Here is a 23,101-nt window from a genome sequence, read left to right on the forward strand (position 1 = left end):
ACGCCGGGGCCAACGACCGGAACAGGGCCGGGGCCTCGCTATGTGCAAAAACGCATGCCCGGCGTGCTCTGCCGCGGTGGAACATGTTCCGAGCTCTGGCGAGCACCGGTACACGCCCACCAATGGACCTGGCCCCCGGCGTGACGCGGAAACTGGGCATGTCCCGGGGCGGCGGTGGCGAGACGGCTGGGCATGTCCAGCGGAGGCCGAAGCGGATGGACATAGGGCCGATATGTCCACCCGTGGCCTCAAGAACTGGGCATGTCCCGCCGGGCGGAGGGCGAAGAATGGGCATGTCCCGCGGGCGGGGTTGGCGGTCCGGGCAGCTAGGCGCGGGCCGGCCGGTAGCGCCCGCACCAGGCCAGCATCACCAGCGTGACCACCGCGATGCCGTAGATCCAGAGGTTCCCGGCCAGGTCACCGATAATCAGGCGCTTGCCCTCCCCGAGGGTGGACCACCAGCCCGCCAGGGCGTAACAGAGGGCGCCGCACGCCGCCGTCGGGAGCACGGACCGGAACGCGGCACCGAGCCACAGCTCGACGGCGCCCAGCAGCACCAGCGCGGCGGCGGCGCCCCACGGCACCTCGACGCCGGCAACCAGGATGTCCTGCCCGTGCAGCATCGTGCCTGCGAGGGCAGCAAAAAGAGCTGCCGGCACGGCGGCGGCAATACCGCCTGCCGTACCGGCAGCTCTTCTCTTCACAAAGGATCCGTTGCTTCAGCGCGGAACGCCGAGACTAGACCTTCGCGCGGGCGCGGTTGGCCTTGGCACGCTCATTGGTGTCCAGGATGACCTTGCGGATACGGATGGAGTCCGGCGTGACCTCGACGCACTCGTCCTCGCGGGCGAATTCGAGCGACTCTTCGAGGGTCAGGTCGCGCGGCGGCGTCAGGTTCTCGAAGGTGTCGGAGGAAGCGGCACGCATGTTGGTGAGCTTCTTTTCCTTGGTGATGTTCACGTCCATGTCATCGGCGCGGGAGTTCTCGCCGACGATCATGCCCTCGTACACCTCGGAGGTCGGCTTCACGAAGAAGGAGCCGCGTTCCTGCAGGTTGATCATGGCGAACGGCGTCACAACACCGGCGCGGTCGGCGATCATCGAACCGTTGGTGCGGTATTCGATCGGGCCGGCCCACGGCTCGTAGCCCTCGGAGATCGAGGCTGCGATGCCGGCACCGCGGGTGTCCGTGAGGAACTTGGTGCGGAAACCGATCAGGCCACGGGCCGGAACGATGAACTCCATGCGGCACCAGCCGGTGCCGTGGTTGGCCATGTTGGTCATGCGGCCCTTGCGGGCGGCCATGAGCTGCGTGACGGCGCCGAGGTACTCTTCCGGCACGTCGATGGTCATGTGTTCCATGGGCTCGTGGATCTTGCCGTCAACGGTCCGGGTAACAACCTGGGGCTTGCCGACGGTCAGTTCGAAGCCTTCGCGCCGCATCTGCTCGACCAGGATGGCCAGGGCGAGCTCGCCACGGCCCTGGACTTCCCAGGCGTCGGGGCGCTCGGTGGGGAGCACCTTGATGGAGACGTTACCGATCAGTTCCTTGTCCAGACGGTCCTTGACCTGGCGGGCCGTGACCTTGGCGCCCTTGACCTTGCCGGCGAGCGGCGAGGTGTTGATACCGATGGTCATGGAGATGGCCGGATCGTCAACGGTGATCAGCGGCAGCGGCTGCGGGTTTTCGGCGTCGGTCAGGGTCTCACCAATGGTGATTTCCTCGATACCGGCGACGGCGACGATCTCGCCGGGGCCGGCGGAATCGGTCGGGACGCGGTCCAGCGCCTTGGTGGCCAGCAGTTCGGTGATCTTGACGTTCTTCAGTTCACCGTTGGCGCGGGCCCACGCAACGGTCTGGCCCTTGCGGAGGGTGCCGTTGTAGATACGCAGCAGCGCCAGGCGGCCGAGGAACGGGGAGGCGTCCAGGTTGGTGACGTGCGCCTGGAGGACGCCGTTCGGGTTGTAGGTGGGGGCCGGGATGTGCTCGATGATGGCCTGGAAGAGCGGCTCCAGGTCCTCATTCTCCGGGGCGGAGCCGTCTGCGGGCTGCTCGAGGGAGGCGCGGCCGACCTTGGCGGCGGCGTAGACGACGGGGACGTTGAGGATCTTGTCCAGGTCGAGGTCCGGAACTTCGTCGGCGAGATCGGAGGCCAGGCCCAGGAGCAGGTCCATGGATTCGTGGACAACCTCTTCGATCCGCGCGTCGGGGCGGTCGGTCTTGTTGACCAGGAGGATCACCGGCAGGTGGGCCGCGAGGGCCTTGCGGAGGACGAAGCGGGTCTGGGGCAGCGGGCCCTCAGAGGCGTCAACGAGGAGGACAACGCCGTCGACCATGGAAAGTCCGCGCTCCACCTCGCCACCGAAGTCGGCGTGGCCGGGGGTGTCGATGACGTTGATGGTGATGGTCTCGCCCTTGGAGGACGGTCCGTTGTAGGCCACGGTGGTGTTCTTGGCCAGGATTGTGATGCCCTTTTCACGCTCGAGGTCGCCGGAGTCCATGACCCGGTCTTCGAGGTGGTTGTGCTCGGCAAAGGAATTGGTCTGCTTGAGCATGGCGTCGACCAAGGTGGTCTTGCCGTGGTCAACGTGGGCCACGATCGCGACGTTGCGCAGGTCACTGCGCGATGCAGTGGCTACCGCGGTGTTGGTGGTGGTTTCAGACATGCGTTATTGCTCGATTCAGTGGTGAAGTCAGCTGTGGTATCGCGACATTTCCAACCGGAACGCACGACGGATACGCCCCTTTGGCACAGGGCACCTTCATCCATTCTAAACGCTAGGGCTTTTGTTGGCCTAAAATCCGTCGCGCCCGGCGGAGCGGCAGGGCGGCAAGGGCGGCAGATCGGCGCATAACATGTGAGTAAAGTCACTGGATTTTCAGATCCCTATGCCCCATGATTGCTTGGAGTAACTACGAACTTGGGGGGCCGACTTGCGCAGTGCCCCGACGATGGCCCGGATCCTCCCACCCATACTCGCTGCCGGCCTGTTCCTCGGCGGTTGCACCCCTGCTCTGGAATCAGAGGCACCAGCCAAGGTCTCGGAGCGCGTGAAGGGACTTCCCGTAGCCGCAGCGGCTGGCCCCGGACAACCGGTGGCTGCAGGCTCCGCAGGCAGGAAAGCGGCCGCAGCACCAGACAACCTGCCCGCGGGCTCGCTTTTCCTGAATCCTGCGAACGGCAGGAACGAAATCATCGTCAGAGACATTGAGAACACCGCGGTACTGATTGGCGATTCCCAGTCCGAGCCCTCGGAGAGTTGGCCCAGGCTTGCCCTTGGAAGCCTCGGCTACGACGTCGTGTTCTGCGGCGGAGGTGGCACCGGATTTGTGGCCGGCAGCCTCACGCGCGGCAACTACATCGATGCCTTGGAGAACGGTGACTGGCACCTGCCTTACGGGGCGCCTCCGCTGGTCGTCATCGAAGGCGGTGGAAACGATGCTTCGAAGGGAGCATCGGATTTCGATATCGAGGAGCACGCCGAGCGCCTGATCGAGGCCGTTGAAGACCGCTACCCCGCTGCCGAAGTAGTGCTAGTGGGCACGCTCGCGAGGGGCTCGCAAGCCGGCGGCGGACGCCGGACGCAGGTTGATTCCCTGCTGGGAGCGGTTGCCAAGGAGTACGGACTTTCCTTCGTCAGCGTGGGTGACTGGTTGACCCGCTACGGGCTCTCCCGGTACCTGGCCGACGACCGCCACCTGAACGCTGAGGGACACGAGGCCGCGGCCATCCTGCTGAGCAAGCGTCTTGAGGCACTCGGTCTCGTGTAGAACCTGGCCCAACAGACAGCAGCAGAAAACAAGCGAGCCGGCGCCCACCTCAGGTGGGCGCCGGCTCGCTTATTGACGCGGCTTGGTCTTGGGAGCAGCCGGGCGCCTAGGCTCAGGCAACTTCCGGCGGCAGCATCAGGCGTGCACCCGGGATCGCGTTGAGCAGCGCCTTGGTGTAGTCCCGCTGCGGAGCTTCGAAGACCTCATCCGTGGAACCGGTTTCCACCAGCTTGCCCTTTTCCATGACACACACGTGGTCGGCGATCTGCCGCACCACCGCGAGGTCATGGGTGATGAACAGGTAGGTCAGGCCCAACCTGGACTGCAGTTCGGCGAGCAGGTTCAGCACCTGCGCCTGCACCAGGACGTCCAGGGCGGACACGGCCTCGTCACAGATGATCACCTCGGGATCCAGTGCCAGGGCACGTGCGATCGCGACGCGCTGGCGCTGCCCGCCCGAGAGCTCATTCGGGTACCGCTGCATGGTGGACTGCGGCAGCGACACCTGGTCCAGCAGTTCGCGGACCTTCTTCTCCCGGCTGGCCTTGTCCCCGATCTTGTGGACCCGCAGCGGTTCCTCGATGGTGCGGTAGATGTTGTACATCGGGTCGAGGGATCCGTAGGGGTCCTGGAAGATCGGCTGCACCCGCCTGCGGAAAGCGAAGATCTCCTTGGGCTTCAGCACGGAAGTGTCGACGCCGTCGAAGATGATCTTGCCGGAGGTCGGCTCCAGGAGGTTCAGGACCATCTGCGCCACGGTGGACTTGCCGGAACCCGACTCGCCCACGATCGCCGTCGTCGTTCCGCGCTTGACGTTGAAAGAAACGTCGTCGACGGCGGTGAAGTCGGTCGACTTGCCGAATCCCGCACGCAGTTTGAAGACCTTGCTCAGATTCTGGATCTGCAGCACGTCTTCGGTCATGGCCGGTTTGGCCGCACCGCCGTCACCGGGAACCAGCAGATCGTTCGTTGTGACGCCGAGTTCCTTGGCCACCTGGATCCGCCGTGACGCCAGCGACGGCGCCGAAGCCACCAGCCGCTGGGTGTAGGGGTGCTGCGGGTTCTGCAGCAGTTCCAGGGACGGACCGGCCTCGACGACGTTGCCGCGGTACATGACCACAACCTTGTCGGCACGCTCGGCGGCCAGGCCGAGGTCATGGGTGATGAGCAGCACGGACGTGCCCAGTTCCGAGGTCATCTTTTCGAGGTGATCCAGGATCTGGCGCTGCACGGTCACGTCCAGGGCCGACGTCGGCTCATCGGCGATGAGCAGGCGCGGCTGGCAGGACAGGCCGATGGCGATCAGCGCGCGCTGGCGCATGCCGCCGGAGAACTCGTGCGGGTACTGCTTCGCGCGCCGGGCGGCGTCCGGCAGGCCGGCTTGGGCCAGGACCTTGGCGACGTCGTCCGGGCCGCTGGGGCGGCCGTTGGCCTTCAGCGTCTCCTTGACCTGGTCGCCGATCTTCCAGACCGGGTTCAAATTGGACATGGGGTCCTGCGGAACCATGCCGATAATGTTGCCGCGCAATTCGATCATGCGCTTCTCGGAAGCGTGCGAGATGTCTTCGCCATCGAGCAGGATCTGCCCGCCGGCAACCCGGCCGTTGCCGGGCAACAGGCCAATTGCTGCCAGCGCGGTCGTGGACTTGCCGGAGCCGGACTCGCCCACAATGGCCACCGTCTCGCCCGGCATGATGGTCAGGTGTGCGTTGCGCACGGCCTGGACCTCGCCGCTGCCGGTCGTGAAGGAGATCGCGAGATCGCGGATTTCCAGCAGTGGCCGGTCGGCCGGCGTTCCGGCTTCGTGGATCGTGACGTCGGAAGTTGTCATGATTGCCTCCTTCATCGCTGACGGCTCTTCGGATCGAGAGCATCACGGAGGGCATCGCCCAGCATGATGAAGCTCAACACGGTGATGGACAAGGCTGCTGCCGGGTAGAGCAGGACAGCCGGGTTGGTGCGGATGGATGCCTGCGCGGCGGAAATGTCATTGCCCCAGGACATCACGGAACCGGGCATGCCGATTCCGAGGAACGAGAGCGTGGCCTCGGCGACGATGAAGACGCCGAGTTCCATGGTGGCGAGCACGATGATCGGGGCCAGCGCGTTGGGGAGCACATGGCTGACCAGGGATCCCACCCGGGAGACACCCAGCGATCGGGCCGCGGTGACGAAGTCGGCGTTGCGCACCTCGATGACGGCGCCACGGGTGATGCGGGCCATCTGCGGCCAGCCGAGCACCACCAGGACCAGGACCACTGTTCCCACTCCGCGGTTTTCGCGCATGAGCGGAAGCTGGGTGAGGACGAGCGCGCCGAGGACGATCGGCAGGGCGAAGAAGATGTCGCCGAGGCGGGCGATCACCGTATCGATCCAGCCGCCGAAGAAGCCGGCCAGGGCGCCGAGCGTGACGCCGATGATCAACACGGAGATCACGGAGAACACGCCGACCATCAGCGAGGCCTGGGTGCCGTGGATGATGCGCGAATAGATGTCGCAGCCCTGGAAGGTGAAACCGAGGGGGTGCCCTTCGGTGGGGGCGCCGTTGGAGTTCGCCAGCACACAGCCGTTGTCCGGATCAACCTGGGTGAAGAGGCCCGGGAAGACCGCAACGATGACGATCAGCGCAATCATGACCGCGGAAATGATAAAGAGCGGACGACGGCGGAGCTTGCGCCACGCGTCCGCCCAGAGGCTCAGCGGGGCGTCGTCGGTTTTGACAGCGTCCGTTGCCAGCAGCGGGGTTTCCTCGACCGGGGCAACGAAGTGTTCGGCTTTGCGGTTAGTTTTCATAGCGGATCCTCGGGTCAAGCCAGGCGTACAGCAGGTCGACCAACAGGTTGGCGAGTACGAAGACCAGCACCAGGACGCTCACGATGGCGACGACGGTGGGGCCTTCACTTCGGAGAATGGCCTGGTAGAGCTTCTGGCCAACGCCGGGGACATTGAAGATGGCTTCGGTCACGATCGCGCCGCCCATCAGGGCACCCAGGCTGGCGCCGAGGTAAGTGATCACGGGGATCAGGGAGTTGCGCAGGACGTGCGTCGTCACCACCTGGCGGCGGGCGAGGCCCTTGGCGGTGGCGGTGCGGACGTAGTCGGCGTTCATGTTCTCGATAACGGAGGCACGCGTCAGGCGCAGCACATAGGCGAAGGACACCATGCCGAGCACCACCGCGGGAAGGATCAGGCTCCCCCACGTGACGTTGGAGCCGACCGTGGGTTTGGCCCACCCCAGCTGCACGCCGATCAGCAGCTGCAGCGCGAAGCCGAGCACGAAGGTGGGGACGGCGATCACAACGAGCGACAGCACGAGGACCGAGCTGTCGAAGATGCCGCCCTTGCGCAGGCCGGCGACGAGGCCGAAGGCGATGCCGAACACGCCCTGGATGACGAGCGCTTCGATCGCGAGCATGGCCGTGACCGGGAAGACGCGGGCCAGGGTGTCGGCGATCGGCTGGCCGGTGAAGTCGACGCCGAGGTTGAAGGTGAAGAGGTTCTTCAGGAACAGTCCGTACTGGACCCAGAACGGCTCGTCCAGGTTGTACTGCTGGCGCAGCTGGGCGATGACGGCCTCGCTCGGCGGGCGGTCCCCGAAGAGCGCGCGGATGGGGTCGCCCGGAAGGGCGAAGACCATGAAGTAGACGAGCAGGGTGGTTCCGAGGAATACCGGAATGACCTGCAGCAGGCGCCGGAGGATGAACTGGATCACAGCAGCTCCTCCGGTGAATGGGTGGAACAAAGGGGAATCATGGGGGACAGCTTCCTGCCGGTTTCAAGCATATGGGGGTCCGGCAAAGGCCGGACCCCCAAGCTTTAGTGATGTGTGAATGAGTTCCAGGAACCCAGGAAATTACTTGGCCGTGATGGCCCAGTACTGAAGAACACCGTTCCAGCCGGAGTCAACGTTCGTGACATTCTGGCTCCAGACGGCCTGGCGTGCGTTGTACCACAGCGGCAGGTTGGGGAGGTCCTTGAACAGGATCTCCTGTGCCTGGGTGAACTTCTTGTTGGCGTCGTCCGTGGACTTGGCGCCCAGGCCCTCGTTGAGGAGCTTGTCGAACTCGGGGTTCGAGTAGCCCTCGTAGTTGGCGCTGGCACCGGTCTTCAGGAGCGGGCCCAGGAAGTTGTACAGCGACGGGTAGTCGGCCTGCCAGCCGGCGCGGGTCAGACCCGGCAGTTCCTTCGCGCTGCGCAGCTCCAGGATTTCAGCGAACTTGGCGAACGGCTGGCCTTCGGCCTTGATTCCCAGGTTGTTCTTGAAGTTGTTGGCAACGGCGTCGATCCATTCCTTGTTGCCGCCGTCAGTGTTGTACGCGAGCTGCAGGGTCTTGTCTGCGGGCCACGGGGTGATGGCGTCAGCCTTGGTCCAGAGTTCCTTCGCCTTGGCGGCATCGAACTTCAGGACCTCGGAACCGGCCACGTTTTCGTTGTAGCCGTCAATGGCCGGGGAGGTGAAGTCCTTGGCCGGGATGCGAGTGCCGGAGAAGATGACCTTGGTGATCTCGTCGCGGTTGATCGCCATGGAGAGTGCCTGGCGGCGCAGCTGGCCTGCTTCGCCCTTGAACTCGGGCAGGTAGCCCGGGATGTTCAGGGTGGCGTTGCCGGCGTACGGCTTGTTCAGGTTGTTCTCCGGGAAGTCCATGGTGTAGGTCTTCAGGGCATTCGTGGGCAGTACGTCCGTGACGTCCAGGTTGTTGGCCTGGATGTCCGTGTAGGCCGGGGCCGGATCGGTGTAGAACTTGAAGGTCACGCCGCCGTTCTTGGCTTCGCGGGCGCCCTTGTAGTCCGGGTTCTTGACGAGGGCGATCTGGCTGTCGTGCTGCCAGGCGCCTTCCTTCTCCATCTTGTACGGGCCGTTGCCGACCGGGTTCTCGCCGTACTTCTTCGGATCCTTGATGGCCTCGGCGGGCAGTGGCATGAACGCCGAGTAGCCCAGGCGCAGCGGCCAGTCGGCTTCCGGCTGGGCCAGCTTGACCTCAATGGTGGAGTCGTCCTTCAGGACCAGCCCGGAGAGGGTCTGGGCGGTAGGCGCGGGGACGTCGACCTCTTTGCCGTCCGTACCCTTCTGCGTCTTGGTGGCGCTGACGGCGTCGTAGCCCTCGATGGACTCGAAGAAGCTGCTGTTGCCCTGCGCATTGGTGCTCAACGCGGCAAAGTTCCAGGCATCAACGAAGCTCTTGGCGGTGACTTCCTCGCCGTTGGTGAACTTGGTGCCCGTCTTGACCTTGATGGTGTAGTTCTGGCCGTCCGCGGATTCTATGGACTCGGCCAGGGCGTTAACCGACTTGCCGCTGGCGTCGTAGCTGGTGAGGCCCTCGAAGAGGAGCTCGACGACGCGGCCGCCGTAGACTTCGCCGGTGTTGGCGGGCATCAGGGGGTTCTGCGGTTCGTTGCTGTAAGCGGTGATGACCTTGTTGGGGTCGCCGGCAGCCTGGTCAGCACCGTTTGAGGTGCCGCCTCCGGCGCCGCATCCGGTCAGGGCGAGAGCGGCGATGGCCACCATGCCCAGTGCTTTGGAAGTGCGCGAAAAACGCATTCCGCCTCCTATGAGTTTGGGGGAGTTCGTGAGGGAAAAACTTATGTTTCCCCGTAGGCAGGCACAGAGGTATCCCCTGTGACGTGGCCTACATATACGAGTAGCCTAACCCCAGAATGTCCAGATGTTGGAACTCTGTTGCCAAACCGTGACCCGACAAAAGCGTGACCGATAGCGTCAAGCGCAATGTATTTCAAGTCACACGCTACTGGCTGGTAGTATTCGCCGCCCGGCGATCCCGGTTAGGGGCAGTTAACTCGGATCTGCCGCCATCAGCTGCGCCCGCAACTCGCGACGTTCCCGCTGTTTTTCGGGATCCGGGAGCGGCACGGCGGCCAGGAGACGCTGCGTGTAGGGTTCCTGCGGGTTGCGCAGGATCTGGTCGCGGGTGCCCTGCTCGACGATGCGGCCGCGCTGCATCACGCAGATCCTGTCCGCCAGCACATCGACGACGGCGAGGTCGTGGGTGACGAAGAGGCAGGCGAAGCCGAGCTCCTTCTGGAGGTTCTGGAACAGATCGAGCACCTTGGCCTGCACGGACACGTCCAAGGCCGAGGTGGGCTCGTCCGCGACCATCAGTTTCGGCTTGAGCGAGAGGGCCCGTGCGATGCCCACACGCTGCTTCTGCCCGCCGGAGAGCTCGTGCGGGTAGCGGTTGCGATAGTTGCGCGGGAGCTCCACCTGATCCAGGAGCGCCTCGATCCGCTTCTGCAGCTCGACACCTTTCGCCACCCCCGCCAGGAACATCGGCTCGCCGATGCTCTCGCCGATCGGAAGCCGCGGGTTCAGCGACGACGACGGGTCCTGGAAGACCATGCCGACGTGGCGGCGCATCTCGTGCAGCTGCCGGCCGTTCTTCTTCGCGGCCGAAATGTCCTGGCCGACCACCTTCATGGTGCCGGCCGCCACCGGCAGCAGGCCGACGGCGGCCCGGCCGATCGTAGTCTTGCCTGAGCCGGACTCCCCCACCAGTCCGACAACCTGCCCCGGATAGATCACCAGGTTGGCTCCCTCCACGGCTCGGAACGCGGGGACCCGGCCCTGCTTGGGGTATTCGATGGCCACATCGGTCAGCTCCAGCACCGGCTGGCCCTGCGGCTTCGCAGCTTCCGCGGCGGCGAGGGCAGCGGCGTTCTCGCGTTCGCGCCGAAGGAGCTGCTCCTCCGGAATGGAGGTGAGCTCGGCGTGCGTGGCGGCCGCGAGGGCTGCGGTAACGTCCACTTCCACGGCGGCGTCCGAGCCTCCCTGGCCCAGGTGCGGAACGGCTGCCAGCAGGGCCTTGGTGTATTCGTGCTGGGGGTTGTGAAAGATTTCGGCGGCCGTGCCGGTTTCGACGATTACGCCGCGGCGCATCACCGCGATCCGGTCCGCAAGGTCAGCCACGACGCCCATGTCGTGCGTGATCAGGACGATGGCGCTGTCCAGTTTGTTGCGCAGGTTCCGCATGAGGTCCAGGATTTCCGCCTGGACGGTCACATCGAGTGCCGTGGTGGGCTCGTCCGCGATGAGCAGCTTCGGATCGCAGGACAGGGACTGGGCGATCATGGCGCGCTGCCGCTGGCCGCCGGAGAGCTGGTGGGGATAGGAGCGGAAGGCCTTCTCCGGGTCGGGCAGCTCCACGAGCTCGAGCATACGCAAGGCGCGGTGCCGGGCTTCGTCGGGAGACACTTCGCTGTGCAGCCGAACGGTCTCCACGATCTGCGCGCCCACGGTGTAGACCGGGTTCAGGGCCGTCATCGGCTCCTGGAAGATCACGGCCACTTCCTTGCCGCGGACCGCCCGGATGTTCGCTTCGTTCGTCCCCAGCAGCTCCTGCCCGGCGAGCTTGACGCTTCCGGTCACCCGGCTGTTAATGGGCAGCAGACCCAGCAGGGCCATCGAGCTGGCACTCTTGCCGGATCCGGACTCGCCCACGATCGCCAGCACTTCACCGGCACGCACCTCGTAGTTCAGACCGATTGCGGCCGGAACCCATTTCTTGTCCACGCCGAAGTCGACGCTCAACCCGCGGACCTCCAGCACGGGTTCGTTCTTCCCCGGAGCAGGGGCGACAACCGGATCGAGGGTGATGAAGTCAGTCATGATGGGGCTTTCCTTCCACCCGGGCCGCCGGTTCACCGGGGATTAGTGCTGCGGCTCGGAATACTGAATTATTAGGGGCATGAGCTCTACGCCGCATGCCGGTACCGTTGAAATCTTCAAGGCCCGAACGAACACCTGGTTCGCCTGGCTGTCCTGGTCGGTTGCGGCGCTGGGCATCGTGGTCACGGTGATCACTGCCGGGCCGGCGGCCCTGGCCGGAACGGCGCCGCTGCTGCTGATCGCGTTCCTTGGCTGGCAGCTGTTCTGGATGCCCGCCGTCGTGGTCCACGACCACGGGGTCACGCTGGAGAACCCGTTCCGCTCCGTGGTGGTGCCCTGGGAAGCGCTGGTGCATGTCGACACCCGCTTTGCCCTCACCCTGGTCACGGCGCACAAGAGCTACGCGGCCTGGGCAGCGCCCGCGCCCGGAATCTGGGGCGGGCGCAACGCCCAGCCGGAGGACCTCAGGGGCCTGCCCGCAACTAGCTACGGTCCCGGCCAGTCCGTGCGCCCCGGGGACCTCAAGACCACCGATTCCGGTCAGGCAGCCCGGATCGTACGGACCCGCTGGCAGGACCTGGTGGAAAGCGGCGCGCTTGCCGCCGGTGACGCCGCCGCCACCGCGGTGAAGGTGACGTACCGCTGGGCGGCGGCTGCCGCCGTCGTACTGTTGCTGGCGGCCAGCTACTGGACGGTCGCCGCCCGGTAGCTCGGCCGTGCAGGCACTGCGGGGCGTGGGCACCTAGTCGTCCTTGGTTCCATCGAACGCGGTGACAGGTGTCGGCTCGAGCGGATGTCCGGCGTCCTTGGCCTTCTTGGCGTTGAATTTCTTCTGCCGCGGATCGAACGCGTCCCGCAGGCCGTCACCGATGAAGTTGATGCTCAGGCAGATCAGGACGATGAAGAGGCCGGGGTACCAGAACAGCCAGGGCCGGGTAGCAAAAGCCTCCTGGTTCTGCGAAATGAGCAACCCCAGCGACGTGTCCGGAGCCTTCACGCCGACGCCGAGGTAGCTCAGTGCCGTCTCGGTGAGGATCGCGGCGGACATGGTCAGCGTGATGTTGACAATCAGCACGCCGACGGCGTTGGGCAGGATGTGCTTGAAGATGATCCTTGCGTTGCTGGCGCCCGAGATCCGTGCCGCGTCCACGAACTCGCGTTCACGCAGCGAGAGGAACTCCCCACGCATCAGGCGGGCGAGTCCCACCCATGTGATCAGGCCGAGGAAGATGCCCAGCGCGAGGATGCCGTTGTTGCTGGCGAAGGAGGAGAACCAGCCTCCGGAGTCCCGCCGGCCGGCCATCTGTGCCATCACGGCGGCGAGCAGCAGGCCCGGGATGATGATGATGACGTCGGTGAGGCGCATCAGCACCGCTTCGGTCCAGCCGCGGAAGTACCCGGACAGCGCCCCGACCACGACGCCGATAAAGCCGGCGATGAGGCCGATCACCACCATGACGGTGATGGACTGCTGCGCGCCGCGCATGGTCATGGCGAAGAGGTCACGGCCGATGCGGTCCTGGCCGAAGGGGTGTTCGCCCCAGGCCAGCGGCCACAGCGAAGCCGTGGGCACGCCGTCGTTGACCAGAGGGGCAACCTCGTCGTGGCTGTATTTCCACCAGCCGGGGATGCCCCAGTAGCCCACGGACGTGAATGCCATAACAAAGATGATGGCGAAAACGACGAGTCCGATGATGGCGCCGGTGTGGCCCAGGAACCGTTTCCGGACAATCTGCCCCTGGCTCAGGCCCTTGGCTTCGAGGACCGGCTCGATGCCTGCCGCGGACTGCGGCAGCCCCGCGTCTTCTGCCACGATCTCGTCCTGCTGACTTGGCTGGCTCATGCTTTTACCCTTACGCGTGGATCAAGTGCGGAGTACGCAAGGTCCGCAATGAGGTTGAAACCCATGGCCGTGATGGCCACACAGAGGAAGACGCCCATCACCGGGTTGGGATCGACGTGCGTGATGCCGTCGAGGAACAGGAAGCCCATGCCGCGGACGGAGAAGACGGTTTCGGTGATGACGGCGCCGCCGATCAGCGCGCCGATGTCGAAGGCAACGATCGTGGCGATCGGGATCAGCGCGTTGCGGAAGGCATGGCGCATCACCACGGTCCGTTCCGACAGGCCCTTGGCCCGGGCGGTCCGGATGTAGTCCATGTTCATGATTTCCAGCATCGAGGCGCGGGTGAACCGGGTGTATCCGGCCAGCGAAATCAGGATGAGTGCGATGGTCGGAAGGATCAGGTGCGTGAAGGAGTCCAGGCTCAGGGTCCAGAAGTCGCCTTCGATGTTCGGGGTGCTGGCGCCGATGGTGGCAATGGGGCGGCCGCGGACCCGGCTGTTGTTGAAGTACTCGGGCCACGCCTGCATAAAACGGTCCAGCAGGATCAGGAACCCCACCAGGAACGAGGTGAGCGCGGCAGCCCGCATGGACTGGCCGCGGTCGTAGCCGCCCATCAGGTAGCCAATGCCCATCCCGACGAGGACCGCCGCGATCGCGAGGAGCACGATCATCAGGAACGTCGCTTGATCGAGCAACGGCTGGATGACGAAGTAGACGACCAGCCCGACGCCGACGGCGATCAGCGCCGACTGCAGCGCCTTGCGGTTCTTGAGGCCTGCCGAGAGCAGCGTCACGGCGAACGCAATCCCGACGCCGGCGATCGCAATGACCAGCGGGCCCAGTCCGGGGTTCTTGAACCACTCGGTGGCGGAGAAGTACATCAGCACGGCCGCGGCAAACAGGAACACGACGCCGCCGATGAGCAGCCTGCGTTTCATCTCGCCGCCGACCGTCACGGCCGCCAGCACACCGATGACGGCGCCGATGACGAGGGCTGCCGGTATGGGTATCTCAGGATTCCTGAGGAAGTTGTTGAACCCGATGGCGCCGAACTCCTTCAGGAGGACCGCAACCCAGAAGATCGGGAGGGAGAAGAACAGGAAGGCCATGAAGGTCACGCCGTAGTCCAGCGTGCTGTACTGGCGCAGTGCCGTGATGATGCCGAGCGTGATGCCGATCAGGATCGCCAGCACGGTGGCCCCGGTGACCAGGGTCAGTGTCTGGACCAGTGCGTGCCCGAGGGCGTCGGTAATGGGCTGGCCGGCGATGTTCTTGCCCAGGTCACACGAGTTGGCGAACGGGATGAGGCATTGCGCCGCACCGCCGAGCCAGTGGAAATACCGGATGGGTGCCGGCGTGTCCAGCTGCAGCAACTCGGTGCGTGCTTCCATCAGTTGCTGTTTGTTGGGAGCGCTGCTGGCGCGGAATTCCTCGAGGGGGTCGCCTGACGCCGCTGTCAGGAGATACACCAGAAAGGATGCACCAAGAAGTATGAGGGCGGCAGTGATAAGCCGCCGGACTATGTAGGTCACCATTGGAATAGAACCTCGGTATTCGGGCCCAGGGGTTGCCCGGACCGGTCGCAGAGTTTGGCCGTTTCCCGCGATGGCGGGGGGGGCCGCCATCATGAGGGGGTTCGCTAGAAAGGCGCCGGGACCAAATTGCCCGGTCCCGACGCCTTTAGCTAGCAAGTGTCACTTGCGGTCGTCGGCTACTTCTGTGCCCACTCCCAGAAGTTCCACCAGACACCGGTCTGGTTCGGCATGTACTTCACGCCGGTGATGCGGTCGCTGTAAGCGTCCACGCCGACTGCCTGGAACAGCGGAAGGCCGTAAGAGGAAGCCCAGATCTTCTGGTCGATCTGCTTGATGAGCTCATCCTGCTTGGTCTTGTCCGTGGTGACAATCAGTTCATCCATGAGCTTGTCGGCTTCCGGATCGCTGAACTGGTTGAAGTTGGAGTCGTTGCCCGACTTGAAGATCTGCGGAACGCCGGAGACGCCGACACCCGAGTTGATCCAGCCGAAGATGGTGGCATCGTAAGAGCCGTCACCGAGGGCCTTGCCCCAGTCCGACTTGCCCAGGCCGCCGTCGACGATCTTGAAGCCTGCCTTGGTGGCGGACTCGCTGATCAGTGCGAACGCGTCGGCACGGTTGGGGTTGTCCTTGTTGTACATGATGCGGACTTCAGGCGTGGCACCGTTGAGGAGCTTCTTTGCACCCTCGATGTCAACATCCTGGAAGGCCGAGGAGCCGTTGTCCTTGACGGACTCGGTGTACAGGGCCTGGTCCGGCACGAACAGCTGGGAATCGAGCGGCTTGGCCTCCGGGTCCAGCTTCTTGACGATCTTGTCAACGATGTCCTTGCGCGGGACGCTCTTCATGAACGCTTCGCGGACATTCTTCTCGGCAAATACGCCGGAGAAGTTGAGGTCGATGTGGTCGTAGGACAGCTGGTTTCCGACCTCGACCGTAACGCCCTGGCTTTCGAGGGCCTTGAGCTGCTCCACCGTGTCAGCCGATGCCTGCGGTGCGATGATGTCGGCTTCGCCGTTCTTAAGCGCCTGAACCTGGGCGGGAGCGGAACCGATGTAGCGGACCGTGATCTCGTCCAGCATGGCTTCCGGACCCCAGTTGTAGTCCTTGTTCTTGACCATGGTCAGGGACTGGTCCTGGTTGACACCCTTGACGATGTAGGGACCGTTGGAGAGGTACAGGTTGGGATCGGCCGGCAGGGTCTTGGAATCGAAGCCGGTGTTCCACATGTCCGCCATGGCCTTCAGCTGCGCGTTGGCGGGCTTGGGTGCCTTGGCATCCCCGCGGGGCATGCCCTTGACCAGGTCGACGAATGCCTTGGCATCCGCCAGTCCGGCCTTCTTGGCCAGGACGTGGGCCGGGATGTCGATGCCGGGGCCGCCAATGGCGATTTCCCAGTCAGCAAACGGCTTGGAGTACTTCAACGTCATGGAACGGCCGTCTTCGCCGAGCTCCGGGAAGTCCGTCAGGGCGATGCCCGTGGGGTCGCCGGCGTAGGAGAAGTAGGACGTTCCGGTCTTGGCCTCTGCGTTGGCATCGTCGTAGTAGCCGGAGAAGGCGGCCCACTGCAGCACGAGGTCGGCTGCGGTAACGGGAGTACCGTCCGACCACTTCACGCCGTCGTTGATGGTGTACTTGACCGTCAACGGGTTGTCCGAGACCTTTTCCATCTTGCCGAACTTTTCGTTGCGTACAACGTTCAGCTTATTGTCGATGTAGAAGAAACCCGAGTGGGTGGCGTAGCTGATCTTCGAGTTGATGTCGGTGTTGCCGTCCGCCGTGTTGGGGTTGAACGTGTTGAACGCGTTCACCTCCACGACTGTTGCAGATCCGCCTGATTTGCTTGCTGCCGCAGCAGTCGACGGGGATGACCCGCCACTGGTGCCAGCGCAGGCGCTGAGGGCGAGGGCAGCTGCTGCTGCCACGCCCACTGCTTTGGAAATACGACCGAAGCGCATTCCGCCTCCTTGTTTCTGTGGTGTGGTTGAGACCGAGGCCGTAGGCACCGGGCAGACGTCCACACTCCCCCAGCGGCAGTGTGGTGCGTCTCACATGGGATGTAGCGTAAACCTCAAAATCAGCGCGAAGCGACGAAAGTTGACCAACTGTAAAGTTCGTTACAGAGCTGCAACATTCGGCTGCGATTGCCCTGCAGAATTCCGCCGGGGGTATTGACGGAGCGGCGGCTCCGCGCTAATCTCCCCGGACACAGGAAAAGCCCCGATGTAGAAATCGGGGCTTCTCGAGTTAATCCTTAATTACTTGATGACATCATCAAGCCGTCAGACGTTGAAGCGGAACTCCACGACGTCGCCGTCGGCCATGACATATTCCTTGCCTTCAATGCGGACCTTGCCGCGGGACTTCGCCTCGGCCATGGATCCGGCCTCGATGAGGTCGTCGAAGGAGACAACTTCGGCCTTGATGAAGCCGCGCTGGAAATCGGAGTGGATCACGCCGGCGGCCTGCGGTGCGGTGTCACCCCGGTGGATGGTCCAGGCCCGGGTCTCCTTGGGTCCTGCGGTGAGGTAGGTCTGCAGCCCGAGGGTGTGGAAACCGACGCGGGCCAGCTGGTCCAGGCCGGATTCGTCCTGCCCGTTCATTTCCAGCATTTCGCGGGCCTCTTCCTCGTCGAGCTCGACAAGGTCGGATTCGAGCTTGGCGTCGAGGAAGATCGCGTCTGCCGGCGCCACCATGGCCCGCAGTTCCGCCTGCTTCTCCGGGTTTCCGAGGATGCCCTCGTCCGCGTTGAAGACGTAGATGAACGGCTTGGCGGTCAGGAGGCCGAGCTCCTTGAGGTGCTCCATCTCCAGCTTGTCGCTCTTGATCGAGGAGAAGATGGTGTCGCCGCGTTCCAGCACGGCCTGGGCCGCCTTGATGGCAGCCAGCTCTGCGGCTTCCCGCTTCTTGATTTTGACTTCTTTTTCGATCCGCGGAATCGCGTTTTCGATCGTCTGGAGGTCGGCCAGGATCAGTTCGGTGTTGATGGTCTCCATGTCGGAGCCGGGATCCACTTTGCCGTCGACGTGGATGACGTCGGGATCATCGAACACGCGGACAACCTGGGCGATGGCCTCGGCCTCGCGGATGTTGGCGAGGAACTTGTTGCCCAGGCCTTCACCCTCCGACGCGCCCTTCACGATCCCGGCGATGTCCACGAAAGACACCGGCGCGGGCAGCAGCCGCTGGGAGCCGAAGACGGCGGCCAGCTTGGCGAGCCGCGGGTCCGGCAGGTTGACGACGCCGACGTTGGGCTCGATCGTGGCGAACGGGTAGTTCGCTGCGAGCACCTGGTTGCGGGTCAGTGCGTTGAAAAGAGTTGATTTGCCGACGTTGGGCAGTCCGACGATGCCAATAGTAAGAGCCACGAGTACTAATTCTACCCGCTGTGGCCGGGGACCCTGTGACGGCCCGGGATCGCTGTCCGCAGGGCGCCGGCCGGAAACTGTCGCAGGGGCGTGCCAAAGTGAAGGCATGGAAGCTTTTGCATTGATTCTTGCCCTGCTCATGCTGCTCGTCGGCGCCGTCGCCGGCGCCGCGGTGGTCTACGTGTTGCTCCGGCGCCGCTCACTTGCCGTGGAGCAGGACTTCGACGCCGTCTCCGCCCGGCTCTCCGAGGTCAGTGCCCAGTTCGCGGCAGCCGACGCCGAGAGGCGCCTGCTGGCCGCGCAGAACCGCGACCTGGGCGAATCCCGGAACCAGGACGGCAGTGTGCTGCGGGCGCTGGCGCCGGTGGCGGAAAAACTCACTGCGGTCCAGCAGCAGGTGTCCCTGCTGGAGCGCGACCGGCTGGAGCAGTATGGCCAGCTTGCCCAGCAGCTGCAGGAAGCCCGGCTGTCCGACGAACAGCTCCTGCGCTCCACGCACGCGCTGGAATCGGCTCTTCGGTCCAACAGCGCCCGGGGCCAGTGGGGGGAAGTCCAGTTGCGCCGCGTGGTCGAGGCCGCCGGGATGCTGCGCCATGTCGATTTCCACGAACAAGTTCACAGCGGGCAGCAACACGGCTCAGCGGCGGAGACGAGTGTCCGGCCCGACCTCGTCGTGCAGCTGCCCGGCGGAAAGCAGCTGGTGGTTGACGCCAAAGTACCGCTCACGTCTTACCTCGCGGCCCAGGAACTTGGGGCGTCCGCCGGCGGTCAGCAGCACGCGCAGTTCCTGGGCGGCCAGCAGACCCATCTGCTGGCCCACGCCAAGGCCCTGAAGGCCCACGTGGATGCGCTGAGCGGCAAGAAATACTGGGACATTCCGGGCAACTCCCCCGAACTTGTGGTGTGCTTCCTGCCGGCCGAGTCGATCCTGGCCGCCGCACTGTCTGCGGACCCGGCGCTGCTGGACTATTCCCTGTCCAGGAATGTCGTGCTGGCGTCCCCCTCCACGCTGCTGGCGGTCCTGAAGTCCGTCGCTTTCACCTGGCGCCAGGACGTGCTGACGGACAGCGCGCGGGAGCTCTTCGAACTCGCCCACCAGCTCTATGAGCGGATGGGGACGCTCGGCGAGAACGTCACCAAGCTCGGCGCCTCCCTCAAAACGTCCGTGGACCGCTACAACTCCATGGTGGGGACGCTGGAGGCCCGGGTGCTGCCGACGGCACGGAAGCTCAACGCACTGGACGCGGCCGGTCTGACGACGCCCGCAGCCGTGGAGGCGACGCCGCGGTCCGTGGCGGCCCCGGAACTCCAGCCCGGAAGCGGGCCGGAGGCCGGGTCCGGCGGCCGGGCGACGGAGGGATCGCTGAATGATGCCCGCGACGACGAAGACCGGGAGTCCGCAGCCTAAGACACGGCCGCGGAAAAGAACTCCTAGGAAGTCTGTGAGGGCCGTGTCCCGCGGCCGCCGAGGGCGCGGGACACGTCGCCGGCCTGCTTCAGCGTGGCGCGAAGCTCCTTCGGCAGCGAGAACAGCAGGTCCTCCTCGGCTGTGACGACTTCCTCGACCGAGCCGTAGCCGTAGTCGGCGAGCAGGCGCAGGACGTCCTTGACCAGGACTTCCGGCACCGAGGCACCCGAGGTCACGCCGACAGTGGCCACTCCCTCAAACCAGGCCTCGTCCACCTCGTTGGCGAAGTCCACACGGTAGGAGGCCTTGGCTCCGTACTCCAGCGCCACCTCCACGAGGCGGACCGAGTTCGACGAGTTGGCCGATCCGACCACGATCACGAGGTCGGCCTGCGGTGAGATTTTCTTGATGGCCACCTGGCGGTTGGTGGTGGCGTAGCAGATGTCATCGCTGGGCGGGTCCTGCAGGGTGGGGAAACGTTCCTTGAGGAGCCGGACCGTTTCCATGGTTTCGTCCACGCTGAGGGTGGTCTGGGAAAGCCAGATCACCTTCTCCGGGTCGCGGACGGTGACCTTGTCCACCTCGTGCGGGCCGTTGATGATCTGGATGTGTTCGGGGGCCTCCCCCGCGGTTCCTTCGACTTCCTCGTGGCCGTCGTGGCCGATCAGCAGGATGTCGAAGTCGTCCTTCGCGAAGCGCACCGCCTCTTTGTGCACCTTTGTCACGAGCGGGCACGTGGCGTCGATGGTCCGCAGCCCCCGGTCCTCGGCGGACTGGACCACGGCCGGCGACACACCGTGGGCGGAAAAGATCACCAGGGCGCCCTCGGGGACCTCGTCAGTCTCGTCAACGAAGATGGCGCCCTTTTCCTCAAGGGAACTGACCACATGAACGTTGTGGACGATCTGCTTGCGGACGTAGACCGGCGGACCGTAGTGCTCCAGCGCTTTTTCCACCGCAATGACCGCCCGGTCGACGCCGGCGCAGTAGCCGCGCGGGGCAGCGAGCAGGACCCTTTTCGGGCCGTCGACGGGGGCTGCAGCCAGGACTTCCTCCGGCGTACGCCGCCGGCGCGGAACGGTGGGCATCGGAATGGAAACAGCAGTGGAGGTCATGCCCCAATGCTACCGGTGTTGAGCGGGCCGCCGGTGTGGGGGCCTCAGGCGCGGCGGCGCACGCCGACGACGCGCAGGACGAGTCCGGCTGCCAGCAGGACACCGCCAACCACGGCCGCCGCCACGATCCATTGCCCGAAACTCGAACTGGCCGCGCCGACAAACTCACTCTTGAAGATCTCGGCGACTTCGTTGCCGCTGGACGTTCCGGTCACCGCGGCCGCGACGGCGTCGGCAGCCAGCTTCCAGGCTCCGGCCAGCACCATCGTTCCCAGCCCGATGCCGGCCAGGACAGTCCAGCGCCGCCGGGCGGCCACGAAGGCCAGGGCGAACGCGATCAGCGCACCGACAGCCACGGCGTAGCCCATTGGCGCGAAGGCGGCCACCCGGTCGAGGACCTGCCGGTGTTCGGGCTGCCCGATGGCAATCAGCAGCTGGTCCGGGGCCTCCAGCGGCAGGGTCGTGGCATCCGCTACCTGCTTGGCCACGAGGCCGACGAGGGGCGCGAGGTCCAGGGTCAGCGAGGTGGCGCCGTCGGCCTCGGCCGGTAGCGTCGCAGGGTCGGCGAAGTTCAGCCGGTGACTTTTGCGCAGTGTTTCGGTCCAGGCATCGGGATAGCCGGGCATGGCCGTCAGGGACTGGGCAGCGCTTTCCAGGACGGGTGTGACGAGTCCCCTGAGCGCGTCCGGGATTTGCTCCGCACCGAGACTTCCGACGGCGGCCCCGGCCAGCCGCTGCTGGAACACCGGGTCCTTGCCCAGCGGCGCGGTGAACGCCACAAAACCATCCTCCTGGACCAGATTCCTGTCCACCCACATGGCCGGAACGGCAACGGCTGCCAGGACAAGCCCGATGAGTACAGCTACGGCCGAGACAAAAGTGCGCACAAGAATTCCTAGGAGGTTGTTGGGTAGTGCCATCCTACGGGGGCGGCCTGCGGATCAATAAAGTCGGAGCCCGATGATAGAGCTATGGATAGAGTTGAAACTGACAAGTTCGAGCTGTCTGCCGGTGGCCCTCCTGGACGCGCAATCGCTGAGGGGTGTACCTGCTGACAGCCCCGCCCCGGCAAAGGACAACCACCCATATGCACAAGTCCACCTCCGCCCTGGAGTCCCGGCATGTCTGAGGACCTCGTGGCAGCCACAACCGTACCGGCCACGGCGGCGGAAACCAGCCCGGACAACCCGTGGCCGCTGCAGCTGCTGTCCCAAAAACTCAAGATGCACATCGACCGCGCACCGTCCGCGTGGGTCGAGGGCCAGGTCATCGAAATGAACCGGCGGGGCACCAACGCCTACCTGACACTGCGGGATATCGACGCGGAGATCTCCCTCCCGGCCTCCGTCTGGACCAATGTCCTGGACCGGCAGGAAATCCCGCTGGAGCGCGGTTCCAGAGTCGTGGCCCTGCTCAAGGCCGAGATGTGGCTGAAGACAGGACGGCTGAACATGTCCGTTAAGGACATCCGGCCGGTGGGCCTGGGAGATCTGCTCGCCAGGATCGAGCGGCTGCGCCACGCCCTCGCCGCGGAAGGGCTGTTCTCCGACGCCCGCAAGAAGCGCCTGCCCCTGCTCCCCCACCGGATCGGCCTGATCACCGGCCGCGATTCGGATGCCAAGAAGGACGTGCTGCGCAACGCGGCCCTTCGCTGGCCCGCCGTCGAATTCGACGTCCGCGAGGTGGCCGTCCAGGGCAACACCGCCGTCGCGCAGGTCATTGCTGCCTTGCGCGAGCTGGATGCAGACCCCCACGTGGACGTGATTGTCATCGCCCGCGGCGGCGGTGCCCTGGAAGACCTGCTGCCGTTCAGCAACGAAGAACTCATCCGTGCCGTGTCCGCCGCCTCCACTCCGGTGGTGAGTGCGATCGGCCACGAGGCCGACCGGCCCATCCTTGACGATGTCGCGGACCTGCGCGCCTCCACGCCCACGGATGCCGCCAAGCGGATCGTCCCGGACGTTGCGGAAGAGCTTGTCCGCGTCCGGCAGGCCCGGGACCATCTGCGCCGCGGCGCCACCCGGCTGGTGGAGCGTGAGACTGACCGCCTGGCGTCGCTGCGCTCCCGCCCCGTCCTGGCGTCCCCGGAGGCTATGGTCAGCCACCGGCACGAGGACGTCGAACGGCTCAAGGGCCGCTCCCAGGCGGCAGTCACCGCCGCTGTCGTCCGGGCCGCCGACCAGTTAGTCCATCTCAAGGCGCAGGTCCGGGCCCTGTCGCCGCAAAAGACCCTGGACCGCGGATACGCTGTGGTCCAGCTGGCCGACGCCGGGTCGGCGCCCGGGGTCCGCCGGGACGTCGTGCGGCACCCCGACCAGGCGCCGTCGGGCACCCCGCTGACGGTCCGCGTGGCCGGGGGCCGGTTCACCGCAGAGTCGACCGGCGGCCAGGCACCGGCAGAAGACTAAATACCACCCGAACGATCCGTCCTGTGGG

General features: G+C 65.2%; 17 protein-coding genes. 4 read left to right on the forward strand and 13 right to left on the reverse strand.

Translation table 11 applies throughout. The features are described from left to right. Positions 1-326: 326 nt before the first annotated feature. Together AC6EUH_RS00920 and typA are read right to left on the reverse strand one after the other, a co-directional pair. On the reverse strand, positions 327-704 hold the full coding sequence (locus AC6EUH_RS00920; protein ID WP_235500082.1) for a hypothetical protein: 378 nt from the start codon (positions 702-704) through the stop codon (positions 327-329). Between the two features lie 34 nt (positions 705-738). Then, the gene (gene typA, locus AC6EUH_RS00925; protein ID WP_056425584.1) at positions 739-2,667 is read right to left on the reverse strand and encodes a translational GTPase TypA; all 1,929 of its coding nucleotides are present in this window, start codon (positions 2,665-2,667) and stop codon (positions 739-741) included. Between the two features lie 430 nt (positions 2,668-3,097). Between typA and AC6EUH_RS00930 the strand changes: the two genes are divergently transcribed. Then, positions 3,098-3,772, forward strand: coding sequence for an SGNH/GDSL hydrolase family protein (locus AC6EUH_RS00930; protein WP_235500081.1), 675 nt, complete (start codon positions 3,098-3,100; stop codon positions 3,770-3,772). 112 nt (positions 3,773-3,884) lie between these two features. On the opposite strand, the gene AC6EUH_RS00935 is transcribed toward AC6EUH_RS00930, so the two are convergent. From AC6EUH_RS00935 to AC6EUH_RS00955, 5 genes are all read right to left on the reverse strand, one after another. Then, complete coding sequence (locus tag AC6EUH_RS00935) at positions 3,885-5,603, reverse strand: dipeptide ABC transporter ATP-binding protein (RefSeq protein WP_499737549.1); 1,719 nt, start codon at positions 5,601-5,603, stop codon at positions 3,885-3,887. 11 nt (positions 5,604-5,614) lie between these two features. Next, the gene (locus AC6EUH_RS00940; protein WP_056425579.1) at positions 5,615-6,565 is read right to left on the reverse strand and encodes an ABC transporter permease; all 951 of its coding nucleotides are present in this window, start codon (positions 6,563-6,565) and stop codon (positions 5,615-5,617) included. Further along, positions 6,555-7,484 (reverse strand): ABC transporter permease, encoded by a 930-nt coding sequence (locus AC6EUH_RS00945; protein ID WP_056425578.1) that lies wholly within the window; start codon positions 7,482-7,484, stop codon positions 6,555-6,557. Before AC6EUH_RS00945 ends, AC6EUH_RS00940 begins: the two co-directional genes overlap by 11 nt. A gap of 141 nt (positions 7,485-7,625) precedes the next feature. Then, positions 7,626-9,311: a peptide ABC transporter substrate-binding protein gene (locus AC6EUH_RS00950; RefSeq protein WP_056425575.1), complete on the reverse strand. Its 1,686-nt coding sequence runs from the start codon at positions 9,309-9,311 to the stop codon at positions 7,626-7,628. Between the two features lie 252 nt (positions 9,312-9,563). Then, positions 9,564-11,393, reverse strand: coding sequence for an ABC transporter ATP-binding protein (locus AC6EUH_RS00955; RefSeq protein ID WP_499737550.1), 1,830 nt, complete (start codon positions 11,391-11,393; stop codon positions 9,564-9,566). A gap of 79 nt (positions 11,394-11,472) precedes the next feature. Here AC6EUH_RS00955 and AC6EUH_RS00960 point away from each other — a divergent pair, with 79 nt between their 5' ends. Further along, positions 11,473-12,102, forward strand: a complete 630-nt coding sequence (locus AC6EUH_RS00960) for a PH domain-containing protein (protein ID WP_056425569.1) — start codon at positions 11,473-11,475, stop codon at positions 12,100-12,102. A 33-nt stretch (positions 12,103-12,135) separates the two neighbouring features. Here AC6EUH_RS00960 and AC6EUH_RS00965 read toward each other — a convergent pair whose 3' ends face one another. The 4 genes from AC6EUH_RS00965 to ychF form a co-directional block, all read right to left on the reverse strand. Then, positions 12,136-13,236 carry an ABC transporter permease gene (locus tag AC6EUH_RS00965; RefSeq protein WP_056425567.1) on the reverse strand — a complete coding sequence of 367 codons (1,101 nt, stop codon included), beginning with the start codon at positions 13,234-13,236 and terminating at the stop codon, positions 12,136-12,138. Continuing rightward, positions 13,233-14,774, reverse strand: a complete 1,542-nt coding sequence (locus AC6EUH_RS00970; protein WP_056425565.1) for an ABC transporter permease subunit — start codon at positions 14,772-14,774, stop codon at positions 13,233-13,235. Before AC6EUH_RS00970 ends, AC6EUH_RS00965 begins: the two co-directional genes overlap by 4 nt. A 176-nt stretch (positions 14,775-14,950) precedes the next feature. Continuing rightward, positions 14,951-16,732 carry an ABC transporter family substrate-binding protein gene (locus tag AC6EUH_RS00975; RefSeq protein ID WP_499737551.1) on the reverse strand — a complete coding sequence of 594 codons (1,782 nt, stop codon included), beginning with the start codon at positions 16,730-16,732 and terminating at the stop codon, positions 14,951-14,953. A gap of 324 nt (positions 16,733-17,056) precedes the next feature. Further along, positions 17,057-18,142, reverse strand: a complete 1,086-nt coding sequence (gene ychF / locus AC6EUH_RS00980) for a redox-regulated ATPase YchF (protein WP_499737552.1) — start codon at positions 18,140-18,142, stop codon at positions 17,057-17,059. Positions 18,143-18,248: 106 nt separating this feature from the next. Between ychF and AC6EUH_RS00985 the strand changes: the two genes are divergently transcribed. Continuing rightward, entirely contained in the window at positions 18,249-19,550 is a 1,302-nt protein-coding gene (locus tag AC6EUH_RS00985; protein ID WP_056425555.1) for a DNA recombination protein RmuC, read from the forward strand. 23 nt (positions 19,551-19,573) lie between these two features. On the opposite strand, the gene AC6EUH_RS00990 is transcribed toward AC6EUH_RS00985, so the two are convergent. Beyond that, positions 19,574-20,665: a 4-hydroxy-3-methylbut-2-enyl diphosphate reductase gene (locus tag AC6EUH_RS00990; RefSeq protein ID WP_056425552.1), complete on the reverse strand. Its 1,092-nt coding sequence runs from the start codon at positions 20,663-20,665 to the stop codon at positions 19,574-19,576. A 44-nt stretch (positions 20,666-20,709) separates the two neighbouring features. After that, a complete protein-coding gene (locus AC6EUH_RS00995) occupies positions 20,710-21,552 on the reverse strand; it encodes a hypothetical protein (protein WP_499737553.1) in 843 nt (280 codons plus the stop codon). A 234-nt stretch (positions 21,553-21,786) separates the two neighbouring features. On the opposite strand from AC6EUH_RS00995, the gene xseA reads away from it, so the two are divergent. Further along, complete coding sequence (xseA, locus tag AC6EUH_RS01000; protein ID WP_499737554.1) at positions 21,787-23,073, forward strand: exodeoxyribonuclease VII large subunit; 1,287 nt, start codon at positions 21,787-21,789, stop codon at positions 23,071-23,073. Positions 23,074-23,101: the final 28 nt, after the last annotated feature.

It is taken from the genome of Arthrobacter sp. 001422645 (assembly GCF_059816125.1).